Below are 15,410 nucleotides of genomic sequence, written 5' to 3'. Positions count from 1 at the left end.
GACTTGATTCCGGGGCCGGCTGATGCCACTCTGGCGCCCGTCCATGGGGGTGTCCCGACAAGGGGCTGAGAGACCGCTGGAATGCGCGGAAACCCCACGAACCTGATCCGGGTCATGCCGGCGCAGGGAATGGAGCGATTCGCCCGCATTGGCGGATCGGGGACTACCCGCCATTTCTGAGCCTCGCCCGGATCTCCATCGGCAAGACCACTGGAGGTCCGAACCATGAGCGCCATACCGAAAGATCTCAAACTCCGCACCGCCGAACTCAAGGAAGAATCCACGCGGCCCTTCCCGGGCTCCCGCAAGGTCTATGTCACCGGCAGCCGGGAAGACATTCGGGTGCCCATGCGGGCGGTGAGCCAGCATGAGACCCCGGCCCTGTTCGGTGTCGAATCCAATCCCGACATCTACATCTATGACACCTCTGGGCCCTACACCGACCCGGAGGCCGAGATCGACCTCACCCGTGGCCTGCCGGCCCTGCGCGCGGCCTGGATTGCCGAGCGCGGTGACACCGAGGAGCTGTCCGGGCCCACCTCTGAATACGGGCGAAAGCGGCTGGAGGACGAGCGCCTGGACGGACTGCGCTTCGACAACCGGCGCAAACCGTTGCGCGCCAAGCCCGGCCATAATGTCAGCCAGATGCATTACGCCAAGAAGGGCATCATTACCCCCGAGATGGAGTTCGTGGCCATTCGCGAGAACATGAAGCGGGCGGAGCTGGCCGATTCCAATCTGGGCCATCAGCATCCGGGCCAGTCCTTCGGCGCCGCCATTCCGGCCGAGATCACGCCTGAGTTCGTTCGGGACGAAGTGGCCCGCGGCCGGGCGATCATCCCCAACAACATCAATCACCCCGAATCCGAGCCCATGGCCATCGGCCGCAATTTCCTGGTCAAGATCAACGCCAACATGGGCACCTCGGCGGTGACTTCGTCGATTGCCGAGGAAGTGGAGAAGATGGTCTGGTCGGCCCGCTGGGGCGGGGACACCATCATGGATCTGTCCACCGGCAAGAACATCCACGAAACCCGCGAGTGGATCATCCGCAATTCGCCAGTGCCGGTGGGTACCGTGCCCATCTATCAGGCCCTGGAGAAGGTCAACGGCGAGGCCGAGGCCCTGACCTGGGAGATATTCCGTGACACCCTGATCGAGCAGGCCGAGCAGGGCGTGGACTACTTCACCATCCACGCGGGCGTACGTCTGCCCTATGTGCCCATGACCGCCAAGCGCCGCACCGGCATTGTTTCCCGCGGCGGCTCGATCATGGCGAAGTGGTGCCTGGCTCATCACCGGGAAAGTTTCCTCTACGAGCACTTCGAGGAAATCTGCGAAATCATGAAGGCCTATGACGTGGCCTTCTCCCTGGGCGATGGCCTGCGGCCGGGCTCCATCGAGGATGCCAATGACGAGGCCCAGTTTGCCGAGCTGGAAACCCTGGGTGAGCTGACCCAGATCGCCTGGGAGCGTGATTGCCAGGTGATGATCGAGGGCCCCGGCCATGTGCCCATGCAGTTGATCAAGGAAAACATGGACAAGCAGCTGGAGCACTGCGGCGAAGCGCCTTTCTACACCCTGGGCCCGCTGACCACCGATATTGCCCCCGGTTACGACCACATCACCTCGGGGATCGGCGCGGCCATGATCGGCTGGTACGGCACGGCCATGCTCTGCTACGTCACCCCCAAGGAGCATCTGGGGCTGCCCAATCGAGAGGACGTGCGCGAGGGCATCATTACCTATCGTATCGCGGCCCATGCAGCGGATCTGGCCAAGGGCCATCCCGGCGCCCAGATTCGGGACAATGCCCTGTCCAAGGCGCGTTTCGAGTTCCGCTGGGAGGATCAGTTCAATCTCGGCCTGGATCCGGAAAAGGCCCGGGAATACCACGACGAGACCCTGCCCAAGGACTCGGCCAAGGTGGCCCATTTCTGTTCCATGTGCGGGCCGAAGTTCTGCTCCATGCGCATCAGTCAGGAAGTCCGTGAGTACGCGGACGAGAAGGGTCTCAATGATGCCGAACAGGCTCTGGAAGAGGGCATGAAGGAGAAAGCCGAGGAGTTCCGGGAGACCGGCGGCGACTTGTATCGCAAGGCCTGATTGATCTCCGGCTGGACCGCTGACTTTGTTGGCGGTTCAGTCGGGTATTTTTTGCCAAGTATGGTTGGCTTCGATTCCGGCCGTTGAAATCGCGGATAAATCCGCTCCTACGGCGGCATCGGCATACGCTAATGGCACCGTAGGAGCGAATTTATTCGCGATTAAAAGCCTCCGGATAGCACCAGGACCGAAGCCGGAACGCCCCCCGTCACCGACATCGCAGGGTCCTAGCCAACTCGAAGCCACTCCCCCACCGATCCTCAGCTCCGAAAAGGCCGTGCCATGACGCGCTCATAGGCGGCATCGCCCAGGTGCTCGCGGACGAGTTCGCGGAAGAGTTCGGCCATCTCCGGCCGATCCCGCCAGTTGTAGATCAGCACACGCCAGTCCCGCGTCATGCGATAGTCCCGGCGCGGTCCCGGGCGGTAGGCGCGTGTGTCATCCAGGTCCACAAAGGTCGGACCCCGCTCGGAAAAACGAATGTTGGTCCAGTTGAGATCCCCATGGGCCAGCCCCGCGGCATGGATGCGGCCTACCCGGGCGATGATTTCGCGGGCATCGGCGAGTACCCGGGCCTCGTTCATGTGCTCGGCGGTGAGGTGCTCGATCATATTGGGGCCCGAAACCCAGGTGCCGATAAAGACCGGGTCGAATTGCAGCGGGCCGACCCGGTGCTCGAAGCAGATGACTCGCTCCATGGCGGGAATCCCCAACTCGGCCAGTCGGCCACAGGCCCACCAGGAACGCCAGGCCTTGGAGCGGCGAACGGCCCGGGTCCAGCGCTTCATGGGCGTGGCACAGCGGTAGCGTTTGGCCACCATCTCCTGGTCGCCCAGTCGCAGGCGCGCCACCAGACTCATGGCCTTGTCCTTGAGCCGGTGAGTGATCCGGGACTCGGGGATATCCGGGAGCTCCCGCAGCAGTGAGTCCAGGCCTTCCAGGTCCTGCCATTGCTTTTCGATCAGCAGTTTTCTTCTCAAGCCCGGACTCCGCTGTCTGGATGGTAGGCTGAATGATACCAGCGGTGCGGCAAATTGCGCTCGCTGGAGGAGGAAGGGCCATGAACGCTGACATATACCAGTCCATCCCCGCGCCGGGCCTGTGGGCCGATGTGGTTCTGCTGATCCATGCCGGCATCGTCCTGTTCGCGGTGCTGGGCCAGTTGCTGATCATGGTGGGTGGACTATTGGGCTGGCGCTGGGTACGGGGATTCTGGGTGCGGATCTGCCACCTGCTGCTGGTGGTCTATGTGGCCGTGCAGGCCTGGCTTGGCGAGCTCTGTCCTCTCACCGTGTGGGAGCATGAATTACGGCGCGCGGCTGGCCAGTCGCCGCATGACCGGGGCTTTGTCGAGTTCTGGCTCGGCCAGCTCATCTACTACGACCTGCCCGCATGGGTATTTCTGCTGATGTACACCGGCTTCGCCTTTCTGGTGGCCCTGACCTGGTGGTGGATTCCTCCACGCTCGCCCAAGCGGCGCTAGCCCCGGTCCTGTCACCCGATCTGGTCGCTGGGTCCCGGGAGCGCTTGAAAGCGACCCGGGATCCAGCGACATTTGATTCCTAGCGCTCAAATACGATTTCACCATTGACGACGGTGAGTCTAATTTCGATGTCCTTGAGCGCCATCTCATCCACGGCGAAAGGGTCTTCTTCCAGCACCACGATATCCGCGAGCATGCCGGGCTCAAGCCGTCCCTTGAGATTCTCATTCCCCTCGGCGTAGGCATTGTTGGCGGTGTAGGCCTTGAGCGCGGTTTCCAGGTCAATGCGCTCCTCGGGGTACCAGCCGCCCTCGGGCTCGCCATCCAGGGTTTTTCGAACCACTGCCGCATAGATGCCCTGCATGGGATTGGCCGGATACCAGGAGGCGTTGGTGCCGGGCCAGTCGCTGCCGAAGCTGAGCATGACGCCGGCCTCATCAAGGGTGCGGAAGGCGTAGGCCCAGCGCGATCGATCCGCGATGCGTTCCTCCATCCAGCGCATGTCGTCGATAGCGTGGAAGGGCTGCATCTCCGCGATCAGATTCATTTCGGCCATGCGTTCGGCCACATCGGCATCACGCAGGACCTGGGTATGAATCACCCGCAGACGCCGGTCGGCGGGGCCATTGGCTTCGATCATCTTTTCATAGAGATCCAGAAGATGGTCGATGGCCTCGTCACCGATGGCATGGACCTGTGGCCACTGCCCGGCGGCATCAGCAGCCTTGAGCAGTTCCAGCATATTGCCCTCGGGGTACATCATGTCCCGCCATTGGCCGCGAGAATCGATATGTTCATAGGGCTCATGGAAGCGCGCGGTGGAATTGCCCATGATGCCGTCCACAAAGCCCTTGAGACCGCCAATCTGCAACATGGGATCACCGAAGCCGTGGGTGATGCCGACTGCCGCCAGGGCCTCCCAGCGATCCAGGGTAGGGCGGGCGTAGACGCGGGTGGTGAGCCGATCCTCGCGGTGCAGGTGCTGAAAGACCTTGAGCTGTTCCGGGGTGGTGATGTCGTGGATGGTGGTCACCCCCTGTTCACGCAGCCGCTCCAGGGCCACTTCGGCTTCGGCCAGTCGCTGCTCGAAAGGCTTCTCGGGCACCTTGTCCCGCAGAGTCTCGCCGGCTGCGGGTGACAGGCGACCGCTGGGTTCGCCATTGCGGCATTCCACGCCTTCCGTCTCGCAGTCAAAACCGGCGTGCTCCAGAGCTGCGCGGCTGGCCAGCCAGAGGCTTTCGTCCCAGTTCCAAAGCAGCACCGGGCGGTCATCGACAACCGCTTCCACGATTTCGCCGTCGGGATTGTAGGCATCGGCCGGTGGTTCACCATCGACCTGTCCGTCACCGTGCTCCCAGGCCTCGTAGGCGCCCCACAGGCCGCCGGTGATCCAGCTATCCGCGGGCATCCGCCGGTGGGCCTCGTCCAGCTCCTGGCGGAAGCCGACGTCATCGGAAACGGCAAGCAGATTGATACCGAGCAGCAGTTCACCGGCGCGGTTGAAGTGGGTGTGGTTGTCAATGAAACCCGGGACAATGCGGCCGCCATTGACTTCGATCACGCGGGTATCAGGGCCGATATGCGCCGCCAGGTCCTGGTGCTCACCCACCGCAAGAATCCTGTCACCACGGACCGCCACCGCGTCGGCATCGCCCTCCCTGTCCGCCGACCACACCGGCGCGCCATGGATCACCAGGTCTGCAGTCGGTCGATCTTCCCCTGCCAACTCTGGATCTGCTTCGCAGGCCATCAGCAGGCTGGCGAACAAGGCCAGGCTGATCGAGGTCAAAACATTTGAATCCCGCATGCGGCTCTCCTTGTGATTCCGCTAGACTCGGTGATGATTCGGGGTCTCCGGGGAGTGTAGTGGCTTTGCCGGGCCGAGCAAGGTGGCTTGTCAATTTTTGAGGAGGGGCACGTTATGAAAAAGCGATGGGTTTTTCTGCTGTTATCGGTATTGCTGGTTCTTGGGGGCTGTGCGAGCACTGGCGAGCGCTCGGAGCGAGAGCGGACCAATGAGGCGTACAAGGCCCACGCCGGTTCAAGCAGCAGCAGTACGACCTTTTCCCGGGTCGATGCCTGGAAGCCGGTGGGTGGGACGCATATCGCCGTGCGCAATCGGCGGGGCAATTACTATTTATTGGAGTTGGCCGTGGGTTGTGACGAGGCCTTTCGCGGGCCCAGCCCCCTCGGTCAACGACCGGGGGACCTGCATGGCAGGGTGGGTAATTATCCCGGGGGGCAGCGCCTAATAATCGAGCAGCGAAGCCGAAACCTGCTTTCACAGGGGGATCGGATACGGATCGGCGATCAGCGCTGTCGAATCACCCGCATCTTTCCCATCGATCGGGACGCCCTGGTCAAGGAGCTGGAAGACATGGGCGTGCAGGACCGGTTTCTGCGACGCTGATTCCAGGGCTTGACATTGTGGATTACGGTTGTAGTCTTAAGGGTAGGCTTACAACTGTGGTCCACGTCATATGAAAATCAGCGATGCCGAAGTCCGCGTCATGGAGGCCCTGTGGGCGGCCCAGCCTCTGGGTTCCGGAGAAGTGGTGGAAGCGGTTTCCGCCCATGAGGACTGGAGTCCGAAGACGATCCGTACCTTGCTCGACCGGCTGCACCGCAAGGGTGCGGTGCGCCGGGAGAAGGCAGGGCGTCAGTATCACTATTGGCCCTGTCTGGCCCGAGAGGAATGGCTTCGACAGCAGACCGGTGAGCTAATTGGCAAGCACTGTGATGGCCGCCTGGCCCCCCTGGTGTCGGCCTTTGCCAGTAATGAATCCATTTCCGAGCAAGACCGTCGGGAGATTCTCGCCCTGCTTGAGGAGATGGATTCATGAGCATGCTTACTGATTGGTTGCTGCAGTCGGTCATCCATCTTAGCTGGCTGATTCCATTGGCCTGGCTCCTGTCACGGCTTCTTCGTCATTACTGCAATGCCCGGACCGCCTACGCGGCCTGGTTGCTGCTTTTGCCGGCCGTGCTGCCCCTGCCGCAGTGGCCGTCCACATTCACGGTTAGTCTCCCCGCCGTCACCGTGTCACCGGGCTCTGCCGCCGGGCCCGCCGGCGGAGAGTCCGCAGCGGCTGTGGGCATGCTGCTGCCTGGGCTACTCCTGATCTGGGCAATCGGCGCGCTGTTCATGGCCGCATTCCTGCTCTGGCGCCAGGGTCGATTTGAGCTGGCCCTGCGCCGTGGTCGGGAAGGCGGCGTGTCCCCGGAGTTGATGACCATCCTGCGTGACGCCGGTGTCCCCGGTTGGCTGCCGGTGCGTCGCAGCCGTCACTGCGAGGGGCCCATGCTGCTTGGGGTTCTCTATCCCCGCCTGTACTTGCCCAGCCGCATCTCGCCGGAGCTGAGGGCCCATCTGCACCTGGCGGTGGCCCATGAAATGGCCCACCTGCGCCACGGCGATAGCCTCTGGAATGGCGTGTTGCTGCTGTCACGGGCCTTGTTCTGGTTCCATCCCCTGGTTCATCTGGTCTGGTTCCGGATTCGCCGGGACCAGGAACTGGCTGCGGATGAATCAGCCCTGGCCCGGATTCCCAATCGCGACCGGGTCCATTACGCCCGACTGCTTTGTGCCTCCAGTGGTCTTGAGCCGCACCAACTGGGTTTTGGCTGGATGTCACGCGGCTCGCTGAGGGAGAGAATTATGATGATTGCGGATAGCAAAGGGGGGCGACTGCCCTGGCCGTTTGGTCTTTCAATTGTGTTCGCCACCGTGTTTTTGTCCGGGATGGTGATCGCCGGAACCGACAGTGACGGTTCTCTGGCCAGTGACTCCGAGGAGTTGGTGGTTTTAAGCGAGGTGGACCCCGAAAAGGACCACCCGAGCTCGCTCCAACCGATCGTTATGGTGGCCCCGGCCTACCCAAGAAATGCGGTGATCCAGGGCATTGAAGGTTACGTGGTGCTGGAGGCCACGGTCCGTCCGGACATTGAGGACGTTCAGTCATCACAGTTGGTGGATATCCAGGTCGTGGAGGCCGAACCCCAGGGGGTCTTCGAAGAAGCAGCTCGCGAAGCCTTCAGTCAATGGCGGGTCTCCCCCTTGCGCAGCACAGACGGTGAACGCCGACCGGGGCGGGTGCGCCAGACGATGCACTTCCGTCTCGACGAGGACTGAATCCGCCCCAGCCTGGATCGCGGATGAATTCCTCCCGTGGCGGATTCATCCGCGATCTTCCCCCGCTTCCGCTCCCCACGCCAGGCCGAGAAGGGGATTTCTTCTGAAACCAGCATGAAGGTATATTGTGACCTTCAATCGGACTGGTCTTCTCAGGGAAGACTTTGATGAAGTCACCCGGGTACGCCGGGACTGATTCAGCTCCCTCGAGTGGTGAGGTATCACAATGCGCTGTCTTGGATTATCGATGCTTGTTCTGGCTCTGATGGGCCTGATTGCCTGTGCCGAGCACGGCGCGGATAACGGTGACGTTCCGCCGGTGCCGGAGAACGTCGAGGGGCCACCCCCGGAAGCGGAGCAATCCGACTCCGGTCTGGCCTGGATTGTTCTTTCCGAGGGGCAAGGTGATCGTCATCCTCGGCCGGAGGACCAGATCACGGTCCATTACAGCGGCTGGCAGACCGATGGGGAAATGTTCGACAGTTCCGTGGTCCGCGGCGAGCCCAATACCTTTCCACTAGGGCAATTGATTGAGGGTTGGGTTGAAGGTCTTCAGCTCATGACCGAAGGGGAAAAGCGACGCTTCTGGATTCCGGGGGAGCTGGCTTACGACGAGCGGCCCGACCGTCCCGATGCCCCCAAAGGCATGCTGGTTTTCGACGTGGAGCTCATTGAGATTCACGACCAGTCGGATTGAGCATGAGCGTTGAAGCCCGACAAGCAGCGGAGCGTGACCGGATACAGGCCCTGCGGGGCGGGTTTCGGGAGCGCGGTTATGTGCTGGCGCGGCAGGTCATCGGTCGCAATGCCGCCATGCTGTATGCCCAGTCGGCATTGATGCAGCGAGACGATTACTGGATGCCGGAGCCGGCCTATCAGGCGCGAGGCCGCTATGCCGATGCTTTCGGCGAGGCGATTCTTGCCCAGTTGACGCCCCTGGTCTCTGAAATTACCGGCCGCCGGCTGGAGCCCTGCTACTCCTTTCTCCGAATCTACCAGGCCGGTTCCCAGCTCCGGCCCCACCGGGACCGACCCTCCTGCGAATTCAGCGTCACCATGCATGTCGGCAAGGGGCCTGGGGCAGGCGACTGGCCGATCTGGATTGAAGGCCCCGACGGGCCCAGCGCGGTGAGCATGGAGCCCGGCGATCTGATGGTCTACCGCGGTGCTGCGCTTTCCCACTGGCGAGAGCCGTTCCACGGCGATGTCTGGGTGCAATTGTTTCTCCACTATGTGGATGCCGATGGCCCCTATGCCCATTATCGCTATGATGGGCGCCGCCGCCTTGGCGCCTTCCGTATCGGAGAGGATCAACGTGACTTGCCTGATCCCTCCCGTCTGAATCCCGAAGATGGCTGCTGGTGTGGCAGCGGGCTTATGGTAAAGGGATGTCATCCGGCAACCCTTGAATCCTGAGGGCGGCGCTGGCAAATCCCCAAGTTTCCGGCTAGTATCCCCAAACTTGGGAGGAGAGCCTATTCCTGTTCTTGAGGGGGGACAAGGAGTTTTGTGATGACTGCCTTTCTCGTCGTAGTTGCTATTGGTGCCCTCATCAGCTTTTCAGTGATGGTCTGGCGCGATGCTGATGCGCGTGTCCGCCGTCTAGCCCAAATTGCCGTGATCGTGGCCGGTGCGGGTTTGCTGGTAGAGATGGTTGCTACGGGGTTTAACCTGATCAATATCACACCGGGCTTCAGCTTCGTCATTGCTGCCGGGCTTGCCTTTGGTCTGGCCCTCCCGGGAATGATTCTTTACGCCATGCCGAAGTGAATTTGATTACAAGGCTGGTAATGCCGGATTTGTTTGCTATAGTTTGACTAGGTATTTGGGGATTATGTGATGTTGCAATCCTCCACACTGGCTACGCATGGCTTGTGGTGGACGGCTTCGTATCATGGATATGCATTCCATCATAGGGACGTGAGAAAGTAATTTTCTTGCCTATTTAGTCTCCCTGCCCCTCAAGAATTTGCCAATTCTGAATTATATTGAGGGGGAGGGATGTCTACTCCGAGATTGTATCCTCGCTGTCTTGCTTCACGCTTGGTTCTAGCATCGCTTACGGCTCTGCCGCTTCTCCTGTTTGGGGCTCCTCTGCTGGGAGAGCCAGATATCGTCATTGATGGTAGTTACGAATTGGTCATAGATGTCGCCGGGGATGAGCAGGTCCGCCGCGGTGACACGGTGGAATTTGCTGCAGAGATTCAGAACGTGGGTGACGGCAACGCTGTTGCTGTGGAGATCAATCAAGACCTGCACCCCCATCTTGATCTCGACAGTGATTCTATCCAGATCTCTCCAATTGCGGTGGATGACGACTATATCGGTCATCGTGATCAGCCCCTGTCGGTTGATGCCAGTAGCGGCCTGCTCTCCAATGACCGATCACTCTACCCTGTTGGCGGCAGCCCCCCTTCGCTAGCTGTGAATGTCGAAGACTCCGATAGTGTCAGTGATCAGGGTGGTAGCCTGGATCTCAACGATGATGGCAGTTTTCAGTACACGCCTCCCTCAGGCTACGAGGGGAGCGACAGCTTTAGTTATACCCTCGAGTCCAGCGATGGGCTTAGCGATACGGCAACGGTCGACTTACAGGTGATCGAGCCAGTGATCTATGTCAGCAACCGCTCTGATACTGGAGTTTCTCAGTGTGACAGTGCTGACTATGAGAATATTGGCGATGCAGTATCTGCGCTTAGCGAGGGGCTTATCTTTATCTGCGCCGGCGACGACTACATCGAAAATGTAAGCCTTCAGCAAGGACAGCGCCTGGTCGGACAGGGAGAGGGTCTTGTGATGGATGGCAATGAGATTGTCCCGCCCGGCGATCGACCGGTGCTTAGAGGGGCTGGCTCGGCGGATGCCGTCATTACCATGTTGTCCAACTCGGAGATTAGTGGTCTGACCGTTCGGACCACACTGCCGCGCGCCGTGCAAGTCACTGATTCCTCCAATATTCGAATTCATAACAATCGTTTCGAAGCCGTGCCCGGTGGTCAGCAGGTAGCTGATGAGCCTTTGATTGATGTTCGCGTGAGCGGCTCCTCCGTATCCGGCCGAGTCGACATTACAGATAATCCCTTCATTGAGACGACAGAGCCTGCGGGTTCGCCCCGGCATCTAATTAGTGTGCAAACCGGCAGTCAGGCGGAAATATGGGGCGAAATCAGTGGCAATGGTCCCATTGGGAACGAAGAGCCCTGGGTGGAACAGGCAATCACTATCGAAGCTCGGGGTCGAAGTACTCTGGTCATGCGGATTGAAGACAACGAAATTGATTCAGATATGGCGGGTCAGTTCGTATCGGGTATCAGCGCCACTGCCAATAGATCGATTTTGCATATGGTGCTGGCCGGTAATCATGTGAGATTGCGCGGAGACGGGGGTGATCTCGATTTCATCGACGGCATCTTGCCTACCATGAATAGTGAAGATTTTGATGACCCGATATTAGACTTCTGCATCAATTTCGGCACCAATAATATTCATGTCCAGGACGCAAACCTTTCTACTCCAGAAGATGCTTCAGAGTACTTTATCAATCGATTCTCGCCAGATTTTCCCCCCATGCAGATTCAGGACCTGGGGGGTGATGACCACGACTCGGTTGAGAATCATATCCAGCTCAGGGATGAAAGGGGCACTCAAGTCCGCGTGCTCACTACAGACGATAATGCGGTGACCTTTCCGGCTCAGTCAGGAAGCTTCACCAATGGAGTGTGTATGACGCCAGAAGATCAGAGCTAGTCGTCAAATCTTCCAGTAATTACGGTAGGAGTGATTATTATGCCAGAGCCTTACCTCGGAGAGATTCGACTGATGGGCTTTCCCCGCCCACCAAAGGGTTGGGCGTTCTGTGATGGATCTAGTCTCCCGGTCAACCAGAACCAGGCTCTCTTTGCATTGCTCGGAACTCGCTACGGTGGAGATGGACACAGCAATTTCAGGGTTCCAGATCTAAGGGGGCGGGTTCCGGTCAACCTAAGCAAGAATAATGAGATCGGAGAGCGCGGTGGTGTGGCAGCTCACACCCTTTCAACTGTCGAGATGCCCGCCCACAGTCATACGATTCAGGCTACATCCAATGCGGGAGGTAGCAATGATCCTGAGGGCAAGCTCTTCGCAGCTATTGATGATCAATCTATTTATACGGGTGGTTCTGCCGATCTACCCATGGGGGATGGCATGGTGACTGAGGTGGGGCAGGGTGAGCCGCACAGCAATATGCAGCCGTATCTGGCTTTGAATTTCTGTATAGCGCTGGTTGGGATTTATCCAAGCCGACCCTGAGGGAGAAAGACTGTGGATCAATTTTTGGGGGAAATTCGAATCTTTGGTGGGAATTTCGCGCCGCGTGGCTGGGCGGTGTGTGATGGACGCGTGTTACCGATCAAGGATTATGACGCTCTTTTTATGTTGATTGGGACTGAATATGGCGGCGATGGTGAAGAGACTTTCGCACTGCCCGACCTACGGGGGAGGCTGCCTCTTCACCGATCGCAATCACTTCCGCAGGGGCACAGCGGTGGTGACGAAACGGTCAGCCTGAGTAGGCAGCAGCTTCCAGAGCACAGTCATACGCTCAGGGCCGGGTCCGATAATGCGGACAAGGGTGCGCCAGGCTCTAATGTCCTGGGGCGAGATGCCAGTGTCAATCTTTACGCCAACCTGGGCCAGCCGGATGTGGGCATGTCCGATTCAAGTATTGGCCATACCGGCGGTGGCCAGCCGCATGAGAATATGATGCCGTTTTTATGCGTAAATTTTATTATCGCCCTTACGGGTGTCTGGCCGTCAGAGGACTAAGGGGGTATTTATGGATCCATTTATCGGCGAGATACGCTTGCTAGGATTTGATTTTCCACCTAATGGGTGGGCACCTTGTGATGGCCGAGTCATGCCGGTTTCCCAGTATACCCCGCTTTTTGCCGTTATTGGTACGACTTACGGTGGCGACGGGCGAACAAGCTTCGCGTTGCCCGATCTGAGAGCGAAAGTGCCATTGGGGCTCGGGCATGGGCCTGGCCTTAGTCCCCGGAACCTGGGTGAATCAGGTGGCGAGACCGCAGTGAGTATTACTGAGTCGGGATTGCCGCCACATCGCCACGAATTGTTGACCGTGCCCAGCGGACGCAATCCAAGTGCCAATACTAATGACCCGGTGGATAACCGTGTCGGATCACAAGGCGGTAGTCTGTTTCAGGAAGGTGCGCCCAATGCATCACTCGACCCAAGTTGTTTGTTGCCAGCTGGTGGTGGAAGGCCGCACGAGAATCGCCAACCATATCTGATAATGAATTTCTGTATTGCCCTGACGGGTATTTTTCCACCGAGACCATGATGCATCGCCGTTCTATTATGGGTGTCCCATTGTCTGGTTCTTGCCTCTACCGTGTAATGGTGTCAGCTAGATAAATTGGCGTTCGCCGCGTGTTTTTAAAAATGGGTCGCGGATCTTGGGATCATCAATTCGTCCCGGTGGAAACCGGATGAGTAAGTTTTGGCTTGCATGGTCAGTGGCATAGTTGGCCAGGGAGTAGTGCCAGTATGATAATACGTCGAAGATTCGGCTGGTTCAGATGCAAGTTATGGCGTGCTGCGATAGCTGCCGTGGTTCTGGCTCCCTTGGTGTTTTATGCGACCGCCGCAATGGCTGACAGCGAAACTGTACAGGTTGAAGTGGGAGAACTTGAGGCGGGCAAAAATGTGACCGTCCGGTTCCGGGCCCAGGTTGCTGCAGATTTTCCCTCCGGAGAGGATGATGTGGATAGTGTTACGACTGTCTCCGGCAGCGGCTTCGCGGATGTGATTTCTTCTACGCAGGTTCCCGTGGCTTCTGTCTTGACACAGACCTCCATAGAGGGTTTCGAGCAGGATGGGGGTTCGGTCTCTCATATTCAGTTTGGGGAGTCTGTCGATGTGAGAGTTTCTGTCGACTCCGACCCCGAAGGTGGGCCCGTTCCGACCGGAGAGTCAGTGACTGTGGGAGGTGGCGGAGATGGCTGCGATGCTGTCTTGGATGATGATGGCGAAGGCGGCTGTACCTTGCACCCCACGGAAGGCGGTAGCCAGGCCTTCGAAGCAAACTTCTCCGGCAGTGACGATTTTGATGGTAGTCAGTCAGGGTCAACAGCACTGCTTATCAATCGATCGCCCAGCTTCGACACTTCACCGGTGACCGATGCAGGTGAGGCTGTGCTTTATGAATACATCCTTTCCGTGAGCGACCCTGATGGAGATCCCATTAGCTTGTCGGCGACTTCGCTCCCAGCTTGGCTGAATTTCGACGACAATGGTGATGGTTCTGGTGAGTTATGGGGTACCCCGAGTGATGCTGACGTCGGTGACCACGGTGTTCAAATCCTGGCGGAGGATGGAGTAGGGGGCGAGGCAGTGCAGAGCTTTACAGTTTCTGTTGAAGCCAATCTGCCGCCAGAAATTACAAGTCATGCGGTTACCGAGGCCGATGAAAGCCTCCTCTATGAGTATGAGGTAGCGGCAACTGACCCGGATGGCGACCCAATTAGCCTATCAGCACCAGTTATGCCTGCATGGTTAAGTTTTAGTGATAACGGTGACGGCACCGGATTGCTTTATGGCACTCCAGGGGGGGCGCATGTCGGTGTGCATGATGTTCAGATAGAAGCTGCGGATGGCAGGGGTGGTGAGGATGTCCAGGCGTTTTCGGTAACAGTCCGGGAGAATCAATCGCCGGAGTTCACAAGCATGCCTGTGAAAGAGGGCGATGAGCAGCGGATTTACAATTACACCGTATCAGCCACTGACGAAGATGGCGATACTGTTGCCCTGAGCCTTGAGGCAGGCCCGGCATGGATGAGTTTTTCTCAAGATGTGGACGAACCCGGTAGCGCTGAGGGAACTTTGAGTGGAACACCTCCCGAGCCCGGTGACTGGTCCGTCGAATTACGGGCGGATGACGGGCGGGGTGGTCAGGATGATCAGATTTTTATAGTTACAATCAATGAGAACAACTCACCAGAGTTCCAATCCAGTCCAGTGGAAGAGGGTGGTGAAGGCCTGAGCTATGAGTACGAGATCGTTGTTACCGACCCAGATGATGACCGCATTAGTCTGAGTCTGACCTCTGCAAGCCATTCCTGGTTGGCCCTGACGCAAACTATGGATGAGCCTGGTGAGGCTCGGGGGTTGTTGAGTGGCAGTCCGGAGATGGGGGATGCCGGCGATTACAGTATCGTTATTCAAGCGGAAGACGAACGTGGTGCAACCAGGGATCAGGGCTTTACTCTGGTCATTGCTCAGAATGACCCGCCAGTGTTTACCAGTTCCCCGCTTACCGAAGCTTTTGAGGGTGTCGAGTACAGTTATTTGGTCACCGCTGAGGACGGCAATGATGATCCGCTATCTATTTCTGCCGCTGATCTTCCGGATTGGCTGACCCTGAGTGACCAGGGGGACGGGACGGCCTTGCTTGAGGGTTTGCCAGGCGATGATGCCGTGGGTACTCACTCCGTGTCGCTCTCGGTGGAAGATGGCCGGGGAGGTGAGGATCTCCAGTCTTTCGGGATTGAAGTGGAGGCGAACAATCCGCCCGAATTCACTAGCTCCCCGGTAACCGAGATCCGTGAGGGTGGGGAATATCTTTATCCAGTGACCGTGACAGATATGGACGGTGATCCGGTGAGCCTGAGTGCGCCAACGCTGCCGGAT

General features: G+C 58.8%; 15 protein-coding genes and 1 riboswitch. Of the genes, 13 read left to right on the top strand and 2 right to left on the bottom strand.

From position 1 onward, the window contains the following. The first annotated feature begins 35 nt into the window (after window positions 1–35). Window positions 36–146, top strand: a riboswitch (TPP riboswitch). A 79-nt stretch (window positions 147–225) separates the two neighbouring features. After that, complete coding sequence (gene thiC / locus VCB98_RS09365; protein WP_346051988.1) at window positions 226–2,106, top strand: phosphomethylpyrimidine synthase ThiC; 1,881 nt, start codon at window positions 226–228, stop codon at window positions 2,104–2,106. A 260-nt stretch (window positions 2,107–2,366) separates the two neighbouring features. On the opposite strand, the gene VCB98_RS09360 is transcribed toward thiC, so the two are convergent. Continuing rightward, the gene (locus tag VCB98_RS09360; protein ID WP_346051987.1) at window positions 2,367–3,086 is read right to left on the bottom strand and encodes a lipopolysaccharide kinase InaA family protein; all 720 of its coding nucleotides are present in this window, start codon (window positions 3,084–3,086) and stop codon (window positions 2,367–2,369) included. A gap of 80 nt (window positions 3,087–3,166) precedes the next feature. Here VCB98_RS09360 and VCB98_RS09355 point away from each other — a divergent pair, with 80 nt between their 5' ends. Next, window positions 3,167–3,589, top strand: a complete 423-nt coding sequence (locus tag VCB98_RS09355) for a DUF2784 domain-containing protein (RefSeq protein ID WP_346051986.1) — start codon at window positions 3,167–3,169, stop codon at window positions 3,587–3,589. A 79-nt stretch (window positions 3,590–3,668) separates the two neighbouring features. Here VCB98_RS09355 and VCB98_RS09350 read toward each other — a convergent pair whose 3' ends face one another. Beyond that, a complete protein-coding gene (locus tag VCB98_RS09350) occupies window positions 3,669–5,396 on the bottom strand; it encodes an amidohydrolase (RefSeq protein ID WP_346051985.1) in 1,728 nt (575 codons plus the stop codon). 114 nt (window positions 5,397–5,510) lie between these two features. Here VCB98_RS09350 and VCB98_RS09345 point away from each other — a divergent pair, with 114 nt between their 5' ends. The 11 genes from VCB98_RS09345 to VCB98_RS09300 all read left to right on the top strand — a co-directional run. Continuing rightward, window positions 5,511–5,999 carry a DUF6491 family protein gene (locus VCB98_RS09345; protein ID WP_346051984.1) on the top strand — a complete coding sequence of 163 codons (489 nt, stop codon included), beginning with the start codon at window positions 5,511–5,513 and terminating at the stop codon, window positions 5,997–5,999. Window positions 6,000–6,069: 70 nt separating this feature from the next. Then, entirely contained in the window at window positions 6,070–6,432 is a 363-nt protein-coding gene (locus VCB98_RS09340) for a BlaI/MecI/CopY family transcriptional regulator (protein ID WP_346051983.1), read from the top strand. Beyond that, complete coding sequence (locus VCB98_RS09335; protein ID WP_346051982.1) at window positions 6,429–7,721, top strand: M56 family metallopeptidase; 1,293 nt, start codon at window positions 6,429–6,431, stop codon at window positions 7,719–7,721. Before VCB98_RS09340 ends, VCB98_RS09335 begins: the two co-directional genes overlap by 4 nt. A 247-nt stretch (window positions 7,722–7,968) precedes the next feature. After that, on the top strand, window positions 7,969–8,418 hold the full coding sequence (locus VCB98_RS09330; RefSeq protein WP_346051981.1) for an FKBP-type peptidyl-prolyl cis-trans isomerase: 450 nt from the start codon (window positions 7,969–7,971) through the stop codon (window positions 8,416–8,418). Window positions 8,419–8,420: 2 nt separating this feature from the next. Further along, complete coding sequence (locus VCB98_RS09325; RefSeq protein ID WP_346051980.1) at window positions 8,421–9,137, top strand: hypothetical protein; 717 nt, start codon at window positions 8,421–8,423, stop codon at window positions 9,135–9,137. Window positions 9,138–9,233: 96 nt separating this feature from the next. Further along, on the top strand, window positions 9,234–9,491 hold the full coding sequence (locus VCB98_RS09320; protein WP_346051979.1) for a hypothetical protein: 258 nt from the start codon (window positions 9,234–9,236) through the stop codon (window positions 9,489–9,491). 366 nt (window positions 9,492–9,857) lie between these two features. Then, the gene (locus tag VCB98_RS09315) at window positions 9,858–11,468 is read left to right on the top strand and encodes an Ig-like domain-containing protein (RefSeq protein ID WP_346051978.1); all 1,611 of its coding nucleotides are present in this window, start codon (window positions 9,858–9,860) and stop codon (window positions 11,466–11,468) included. A 39-nt stretch (window positions 11,469–11,507) separates the two neighbouring features. Beyond that, complete coding sequence (locus VCB98_RS09310; RefSeq protein ID WP_346051977.1) at window positions 11,508–12,011, top strand: phage tail protein; 504 nt, start codon at window positions 11,508–11,510, stop codon at window positions 12,009–12,011. Window positions 12,012–12,023: 12 nt separating this feature from the next. Further along, on the top strand, window positions 12,024–12,527 hold the full coding sequence (locus tag VCB98_RS09305; protein WP_346051976.1) for a phage tail protein: 504 nt from the start codon (window positions 12,024–12,026) through the stop codon (window positions 12,525–12,527). A gap of 10 nt (window positions 12,528–12,537) precedes the next feature. Then, window positions 12,538–13,062 carry a phage tail protein gene (locus tag VCB98_RS13955; protein WP_374729205.1) on the top strand — a complete coding sequence of 175 codons (525 nt, stop codon included), beginning with the start codon at window positions 12,538–12,540 and terminating at the stop codon, window positions 13,060–13,062. A gap of 308 nt (window positions 13,063–13,370) precedes the next feature. Further along, on the top strand, window positions 13,371–15,410 hold a 2,040-nt coding region (locus tag VCB98_RS09300; RefSeq protein WP_346051975.1), incomplete at its 3' end, for a putative Ig domain-containing protein.

Origin of the sequence: Natronospira elongata (assembly GCF_034931365.1) — a bacterium.
Classification (GTDB): domain Bacteria; phylum Pseudomonadota; class Gammaproteobacteria; order Natronospirales; family Natronospiraceae; genus Natronospira; species Natronospira elongata.
The sequence above is the reverse complement of the archived record's forward strand: the minus strand, read 5'-3'. Positions and strand labels throughout refer to the sequence as shown.